The sequence below is a fragment of the Mesorhizobium sp. LHD-90 genome, assembly GCF_030929505.1.
Lineage (GTDB): Bacteria > Pseudomonadota > Alphaproteobacteria > Rhizobiales > Rhizobiaceae > Kumtagia.
The window spans coordinates 145,290-151,742 of sequence record NZ_JAVFVV010000017.1; the positions used below are offsets into that span (position 1 = coordinate 145,290).

Below are 6,453 nucleotides of genomic sequence, written 5' to 3' on the forward strand. Positions count from 1 at the left end.
TGGTTTGATTGGTTAAGGATAGGAACGGCATTGGTCAAGCGTTTTATGCCTGGAACGTCCACTAGCGATGCGATTGACCGGATCGGTGGTTTCGTTCTAGTAGCGCGTGGAAGAACGATTCTAAATTGGTTGAACCGATGGAGAAGATTGGCAACGGTGGCCATGCAGCGCTTGTGCAGCTTCAGGCCTATCTGGCGCAGATCGATCTGCCGAGCGACGGCCGCCTGCCCCCGGAGCGCGAGCTCTGCGACACGCTCGGTGTATCGCGCGGCGACCTGCGCAAGGCGCTCGACGTGCTGGAGCGCGATGGTCACATCTGGCGTCATGTCGGCAAGGGCACGTTCGTCGGCAGCGGCCCGATCGAGGAAACCATCGGCATCTCGGAGATCGCGGGAAGCTCCAGCCCGGCCGATGTGATGCGCGCCCGGCTGATCATCGAGCCCGAGATCGCGCGTGAGGCGGCACTGCACGCCACCACCGCCGACATCGCCGCGATGCGCCAGTCGCTCGCCCAGACGCGCGAGGCGGCGACCTGGCGGCAATACGAGAACATCGACAATCTGCTGCACCGGCAAATCGCGCAGGCCAGCCGCAACACCGTCCTGCTCGGCCTGTTCGACGTGCTGAACGCGGTGCGCCGGACGGTTGTCTGGGGCCGCCTGCGCGCTGACAGCGCCCGCCCACCCGCAGACCATCATAGCTTTGCCGACCATGAACGTATTGTCGAAGCAATCGCCGACCGCGACCTGGCCGGTGCCGCGGCGGCCATGCGCCTTCATCTTCAGCAGGTCGGGCGGCGTTTGATTCCTATGAGTGAGGCTGCGGAGTAGCACTTACCGCCGTGTCATCGAATTCCTGCTCGATCCGCTCATCGAGATGAAAGACGAGGCGTTTCGTGAAAGATGAACTTGCCAATGCGAACGTAAACAGTAAAGATTGGTTGTTCGGCGCCGGTGACGTTTCACGCAAAAGTATCGGCCCTGTTGTCACAAATACGGAGCTTGTGACGGCGGAGGCGGAAAGGGCGTTGACGGGTGGATGAAACCGGCATGAACTCCATGAACGCAGTCTTGCTCGACAGCCCCGTCACGGTGGGCGCCGGACGACACCCGGATACCGCTCCGGCAGCGAAACCGCGTCGCAAAAAAATAGCAGCGTGACGGTGCGTGTCGTCGAGGAGCGCGACTGGCCGGCCTTGCGCGAACTGGTGCTCAAGCATCGATAGGGTCAGCCGATTGCTTGGAGCCTGCGGAGAAATATCTATTGGAAGCAACTAAGCTAGTTCGACATGATTTGGAGGAGGTCAGATAAAATGGCAAACCATCGAAATTTCTTGGATGCATTTAATAGTTACGGCGTTACATTAACGGGATTATTATTTGACGAGATTCAATCGAAAATAAGTGTAAATGGTGAGGTTGGATACGGATATTTATACATAGAAAAAATAAGAAGGAAAGCTTGAGAGGAATATTGCCTTGTGAAATCGAGCGGAGGCGACTCAACGACACTCGTTCCCATCGGTAGAGATGGTAGAGAGCAGATCCTGAAGTTTTTCACTGAGAATCCTCTCTGATGGGGTCGTTGTGGTCAAGGTGCTCCCGTAGCTATTTCTCGGATCGTTCCGCAGGTCACTCGCTTCTCTTCGCGGTTGGCGCTTTGGCTGCCGCATGATGGGGTCAGGAGAGCGAGGCGTCTCAATCTGTTTCACGACCTTGCGAACCTTGGTTCGGCAGGTTCGGGACTCTCAACGAGATCGCTTCGCCCATCGTCCCCACGGAACGATCCGGGCATCGCCCTATTCGGGCGAAGGCTTTGTTGGGGTCGGAACAAGATCTGCTTTCCCAGACACGCGGTCTTTATCAACCAAAGACAGCGATCTCCTTGTGATCCAGTGCTTTCCATGCGATTCTTCGGGCTCGCAGCGAAGGAGACCGGGATGTCTGAAACGATGCTGGCAGCGCTTTCCAACATTCGGACAGTCGAAGACATGATCCTGGCGTTCCAGGATGAGCAGCATTGTCGGCGGCTCTTGGAAGGCATGGTGTGGCCAGAAGGTAGAATCTGCCCAGCCTGCGGGTACAAACGGTCGATAGCGATAGCCGGCCGCGACATGGGCAAGCATCGGGCACGACCGGGTCTCTATCAATGCTCCAGCGGCGATTGCCGGTTCCAGTTCACGGTGACGACACACACGCCCCTGCACGCCACAAAGCTTCCCTTGCGTGTGTGGCTCAAAGCGATGTGGCTGATGCTGCAGTCGGACAAGGGCTTGTCCTCGGTGCGCCTCGCCGAGGCTCTCGGGGTGAGCCAGCCCACCGCCTGGCGCGTAGGGCACGCGCTGCGCCTGATGGTTGCGCGCGAGCACATGCTGGATGGCACGGTGGAGATTGACCATTTCCATCTCGGTGGCCGCCCAAAGAAGCATCCAGACGATCCGCCGCGCGGACGAGGCCGAAAAGGTCAGTCGAATACGCAGAAAACGCCTGTCATGGCGATGGTGCAGCGGCCGAACGACGACACGCCCGGCACTCCGGCCGGCGACGCGCGTGCCGCGGTGGTGACCGGCCTTTCGATGCGCGATGCCGAGCGCGTCATCGAAACGCAGATCACGCCCGATGCCCGCTTGATGAGCGACGAGGCGAAGGCGTTCATGGCCATTGGTGAGAGTTTCGCCGAGCATGAGACCGTAAAGCACTCCAGCGGCGAATATGTTCGCGACACTGTCCACGTCAATTCGGTCGAAGGGTTCAACTCGCGTGTTCGCCGCACAATTGCCGGCGTCTTTCACCACATCAGCCCGCAGCATGCGGATCTGTATTTTCACGAGATCGGCTTTCGCTGGTCGCACCGCGTCGTCGCAGGCAATGCCGTTCGCAAAACCCGGCGCGGCCGCGAAACCATCCGGACGCTTTGGTCGCGCGTGCCGCCGGCCCTGCAACTCCTGAGCGTCTTTCGCGCCGCTGTTGGACGTCAGATGCGCCGCAGCCAGGATGGCGGCATCGTCATCAAATCAGCCGTAGCGGTCTTTGGTTGATAAAGACCGCATGTCTGGGAAAGCAAATCTTGTTCCGACCCCATTCCCCCCTCAAGGCTGGCCAGCCGTCCCGGCCAGGCAACCGAGCCGGTTGATCGCAAGGACATGCGCCGCGCCGAGACGGTCGAGAAGGCGCATGGCCGCATCGAAACCCGCCGCATCGCGGTGCGCCCGATCCCCTCGAGGCTCGACCGCGACTGGCCGGGCGCAACCCAGATCGTCAGGCTCGAACGGCTGCGCGAACTCAAGGACCGCTGCTCGCGCCAGATCGTCTATGCCATCACCTCGATCCCGACCGGGGCCATCGACCCTGAACAGATGCTGGCGCTGGCCCGCGCCCACTGGCAGATCGAGAACCGGCTGTTCCGTGTCCGAGACGGAACCTTTGCCGAAGACTTGTGCCGCGTTCGGACCGGCAACGCACCCGCCGCCCTCGCCCATCTGCGCGACGCCAGCCTCACGCTCATCCGCAAACGCAAACACAAGCCAAAGCCCGCTCGCGAAGCCTTCGCCGCAAACCCCAAGGCCGCAATCCGCGCAATCCTAAGGGCATGAATTGAATTGCCCTGCCCTCCTCCCTCCTTGTCTCGCTATTCCCATTGAATGCCATTTAAACCGACGCTATAATGCGTCATATTGATTGGCGATCATAACGGAAGGAGATGGCTATGGGTCTCGTCCAATATTCCGACAAGGGCCTCTTCGCTCCGCGCAAGATCGCGGAAGCATTCCGCACGACTAGCGAGGAAGTCGCCCGAACCGCGGGGCTTGGCAGGGACGCAGTCCAGCGCAAGGACCGTATTCGGTCGGACAAGACCCAGCGCCGGCTGCGCGAGATGGTAGAGGTGATCAACAAGGTCGAGCCGCGTTTCGGTTCGCAGTTGATGGCCTATGCCTGGTATCGCTCGGAGCCGCTGACGGGCTTCTCTGGCCAGACGGCCATGCAGCTCGTGCGCAGCGGCCGTGCCGACGACGTGCTGGACTATGTCGACGCTATCGACGCCGGCGTGCACGCCTGACACGGTGCTGTATCGTGGGAAGCTCTATCGGGCGCTGAACCCCATCTATGCGCGTGAGCCGCTGTCGGGGCGCGGCGCGGAACTCTACGGTGGACGCTTCAATCCCAAGGGCGTGTCGGCGCTCTATGCGTCGCTGTCGGTGATGACGGCGCTGCGCGAAGCGAACCAGGTCGGCAATCTCCAGCCGACGACGCTCGTCTCCTACGACGCTGAGATCGATCGTGTGTTCGACTGTCGGGATGACGGTACTCTCAAAACGCAGGGAATGGACGCCGCGGCGCTCGCCGACGACACATGGCGCGATCAGATGAAGGCGAGCGGGGAAGCACGAACGCAGGCGTTCGCCCGCAGGCTGATCGCCGGCGGCTATCAAGGCTTGCTGGTGAGAAGCTTCGCCCCAGGTGCTGCTGCCGACGATCTCAACCTGGTGCTTTGGAAATGGGGCGATGCAGCCCCGGCCCGCGTGATCCTGATCGACGACGAGAACCGCCTGTCGAGATAGCCGCCTATACTGCTTTCCGATCAGCCGGACGGCCCATTGCTGTTGTCGGTCAAATCCTCCGAGTCCGCAGCAAAAGCTTTGTCGACGTAGGCGAGCTGCTCGAGCTTCATCGCAGCTCGGCCTCGAAGGCGAAGGCCCCACCAACCCGCGGCCTGTACGTGCCGAGGCGCCTTTGCGCACCGGCGAGCCGTCGGCGATAGTTCTCCTGCTCGCCCTCGAAATCGGCAAGAGCATGCTCAAGCCGGGCGATGGCGCCGATCGGCGTCGTGGTGACTGGAAGCTCGACCTCATGCTTGGCGCCGGTGCGCAACAGCATGATGGTGTAGTGGAAGCCGTCCTTGCCGAAACGCTCACCGCAGAACTGCAGATCGAAGCCGCCAATCGAGGCGAGGACCGCCTCGCCGTCCTGCTGGAACTGCACGAGGGTCAGGATTTTCTTCATCAGCGCGCGGCCAGCGAGTTTTCGTTCGTCGAACGCTTCGCCAGTCACCGTCATGGAGAATGCATCGCCCGTCGTCGGAACCAGACGCTCGATATCCTGGGCGATCTCGCTGATTCTCCGGGTCGACAGATCGATTTCGCGCTCGGCATCGCGGATCTGCCGGCGGATCGCATGCTGGTCGTCGATATGGGCCGCGCGCAGCCGGTCGAGGCAGGCGATCTCGGCCTCCAGCCCCGCCCTCTGCATCAGGCGTTGATCGCCCGATGCAATAGCCTTGGCGATGGCGAACTGGTTGGCTTGCCCCTCGCCCATGTCTTCCAGCCGGCGAATGCTGGTGTCGCCGGAGAGTGCCGCGGCGATAAACCGAGCCTTGCGCTCGTTGTTCTGCCACATGGTCGCATCGAGCGAGCCGAGGGTCGCGTAGGCATAGAGGCCGGCCTCGTCGTGCTGGTTGCCTTGCCGCACGGTGCGGCCTTCGCGCTGTTCGATCTGGGACGGCAGCCAGGGCACGTCGAGATGGTGGAGCGCCTTCAGCCTCGCCTGCACGTTGACGCCGGTGCCCATCGTCTCCGACGATCCGATCAGCACGCGGACTTTGCCGGCATTGAAATCGTTGAATAGGCGCTGTTTGGCCGTCCGAAAATCCTGCATATAGGCAATTTCCGAGGCGGGAACGCCCATGCGGACCAGTTCGTCCCCGGATCCACCGATAGGCGGAGAAGCTACGGCTCGCCTCGACATTGATCGTGCCGAGATCGGAGAAGATCAGCTGGCCGGCGCCGGGCTTGTCGAATTGTTTTCCATCCTTGCGGACATAGGCCGCATCGCTCGTCTCCCGCCAGATGCGAAAGGCGTTATGGATGAGAGCGTTGAGATTGTTGGCTTCCTCGTTGTCCATGCCTGCGTCGACAAGACGCAAATCGATCGCCGCATGACGACCATCGGTGATGACCGAGAGCAAAATATCGTCGTCGGGCTGGGGCGGCCCGTCGCGTTCCTCGATCGCTTTGATGCGCTGGTCGAGCAGTCGCTGATAGGCCTTGAAGGTCGCGGTAGGCTCGGCCGTGATGATCTGACGCTTGCCGCCGGCAATCTCGGCCTTCACATAGGTGAGCAGATCGGCTGGCTGCACCACATCGGCGAACGACCGGAACATGGCGATCAGTTCGGGCACGTTGACTAACTGGGCGAACCTGGTGACCGGCTTGTATTTGCCGGACGGCTGGAGTTCCAGTTCGGTGTTCGTGTCGCCGAATGTGCTGGCCCAGGCCGAACTCGTGCAGGCCTCGCTGCGAGAGGGCAACGTGATCCATCAGGCGCTGCACGGTGAACATGTGAATGCTCCACCGCCTAAAAGGCGGTGGCTTCGGGTTACGGCTTAAAGCCGGATCGGTCCGCCGGCGGCGGACGAGGCATTCACTCACGTCACGTTGAAGTCGTCATCGGGCTCGGG

Annotated in this window: 6 protein-coding genes and 1 pseudogene; 6 read left to right on the forward strand and 1 reads right to left on the reverse strand. The window is 61.3% G+C overall.

Annotated elements, in window-relative coordinates:
* Window positions 1-137 precede the first annotated feature (137 nt).
* The 6 genes from RB623_RS22535 to RB623_RS22560 all read left to right on the forward strand — a co-directional run bounded on the left by RB623_RS22535 (window position 138) and on the right by RB623_RS22560 (window position 4,558).
* Window positions 138-830: an FCD domain-containing protein gene (locus RB623_RS22535; protein ID WP_308059242.1), complete on the forward strand. Its 693-nt coding sequence runs from the start codon at window positions 138-140 to the stop codon at window positions 828-830.
* A 65-nt stretch (window positions 831-895) separates the two neighbouring features.
* Window positions 896-1,042 carry a hypothetical protein gene (locus RB623_RS22540; protein ID WP_308059244.1) on the forward strand — a complete coding sequence of 49 codons (147 nt, stop codon included), beginning with the start codon at window positions 896-898 and terminating at the stop codon, window positions 1,040-1,042.
* A gap of 897 nt (window positions 1,043-1,939) precedes the next feature.
* Window positions 1,940-3,037, forward strand: a complete 1,098-nt coding sequence (locus RB623_RS22545; protein WP_308059245.1) for an IS1595 family transposase — start codon at window positions 1,940-1,942, stop codon at window positions 3,035-3,037.
* A gap of 57 nt (window positions 3,038-3,094) precedes the next feature.
* Window positions 3,095-3,592 carry an ISAs1 family transposase gene (locus RB623_RS22550; RefSeq protein WP_308059255.1) on the forward strand — a complete coding sequence of 166 codons (498 nt, stop codon included), beginning with the start codon at window positions 3,095-3,097 and terminating at the stop codon, window positions 3,590-3,592.
* Window positions 3,593-3,705: 113 nt separating this feature from the next.
* Window positions 3,706-4,056, forward strand: coding sequence for an MbcA/ParS/Xre antitoxin family protein (locus RB623_RS22555; RefSeq protein WP_308059246.1), 351 nt, complete (start codon window positions 3,706-3,708; stop codon window positions 4,054-4,056).
* Between the two features lie 4 nt (window positions 4,057-4,060).
* Complete coding sequence (locus RB623_RS22560; protein ID WP_308059257.1) at window positions 4,061-4,558, forward strand: RES family NAD+ phosphorylase; 498 nt, start codon at window positions 4,061-4,063, stop codon at window positions 4,556-4,558.
* Between the two features lie 20 nt (window positions 4,559-4,578).
* Here the strand turns inward: RB623_RS22560 and RB623_RS22565 are convergent.
* Window positions 4,579-6,334 (reverse strand): annotated as a pseudogene (locus RB623_RS22565) (helicase-related protein); the annotation flags it as partial.
* Between the last annotated feature and the right edge of the window lie 119 nt (window positions 6,335-6,453).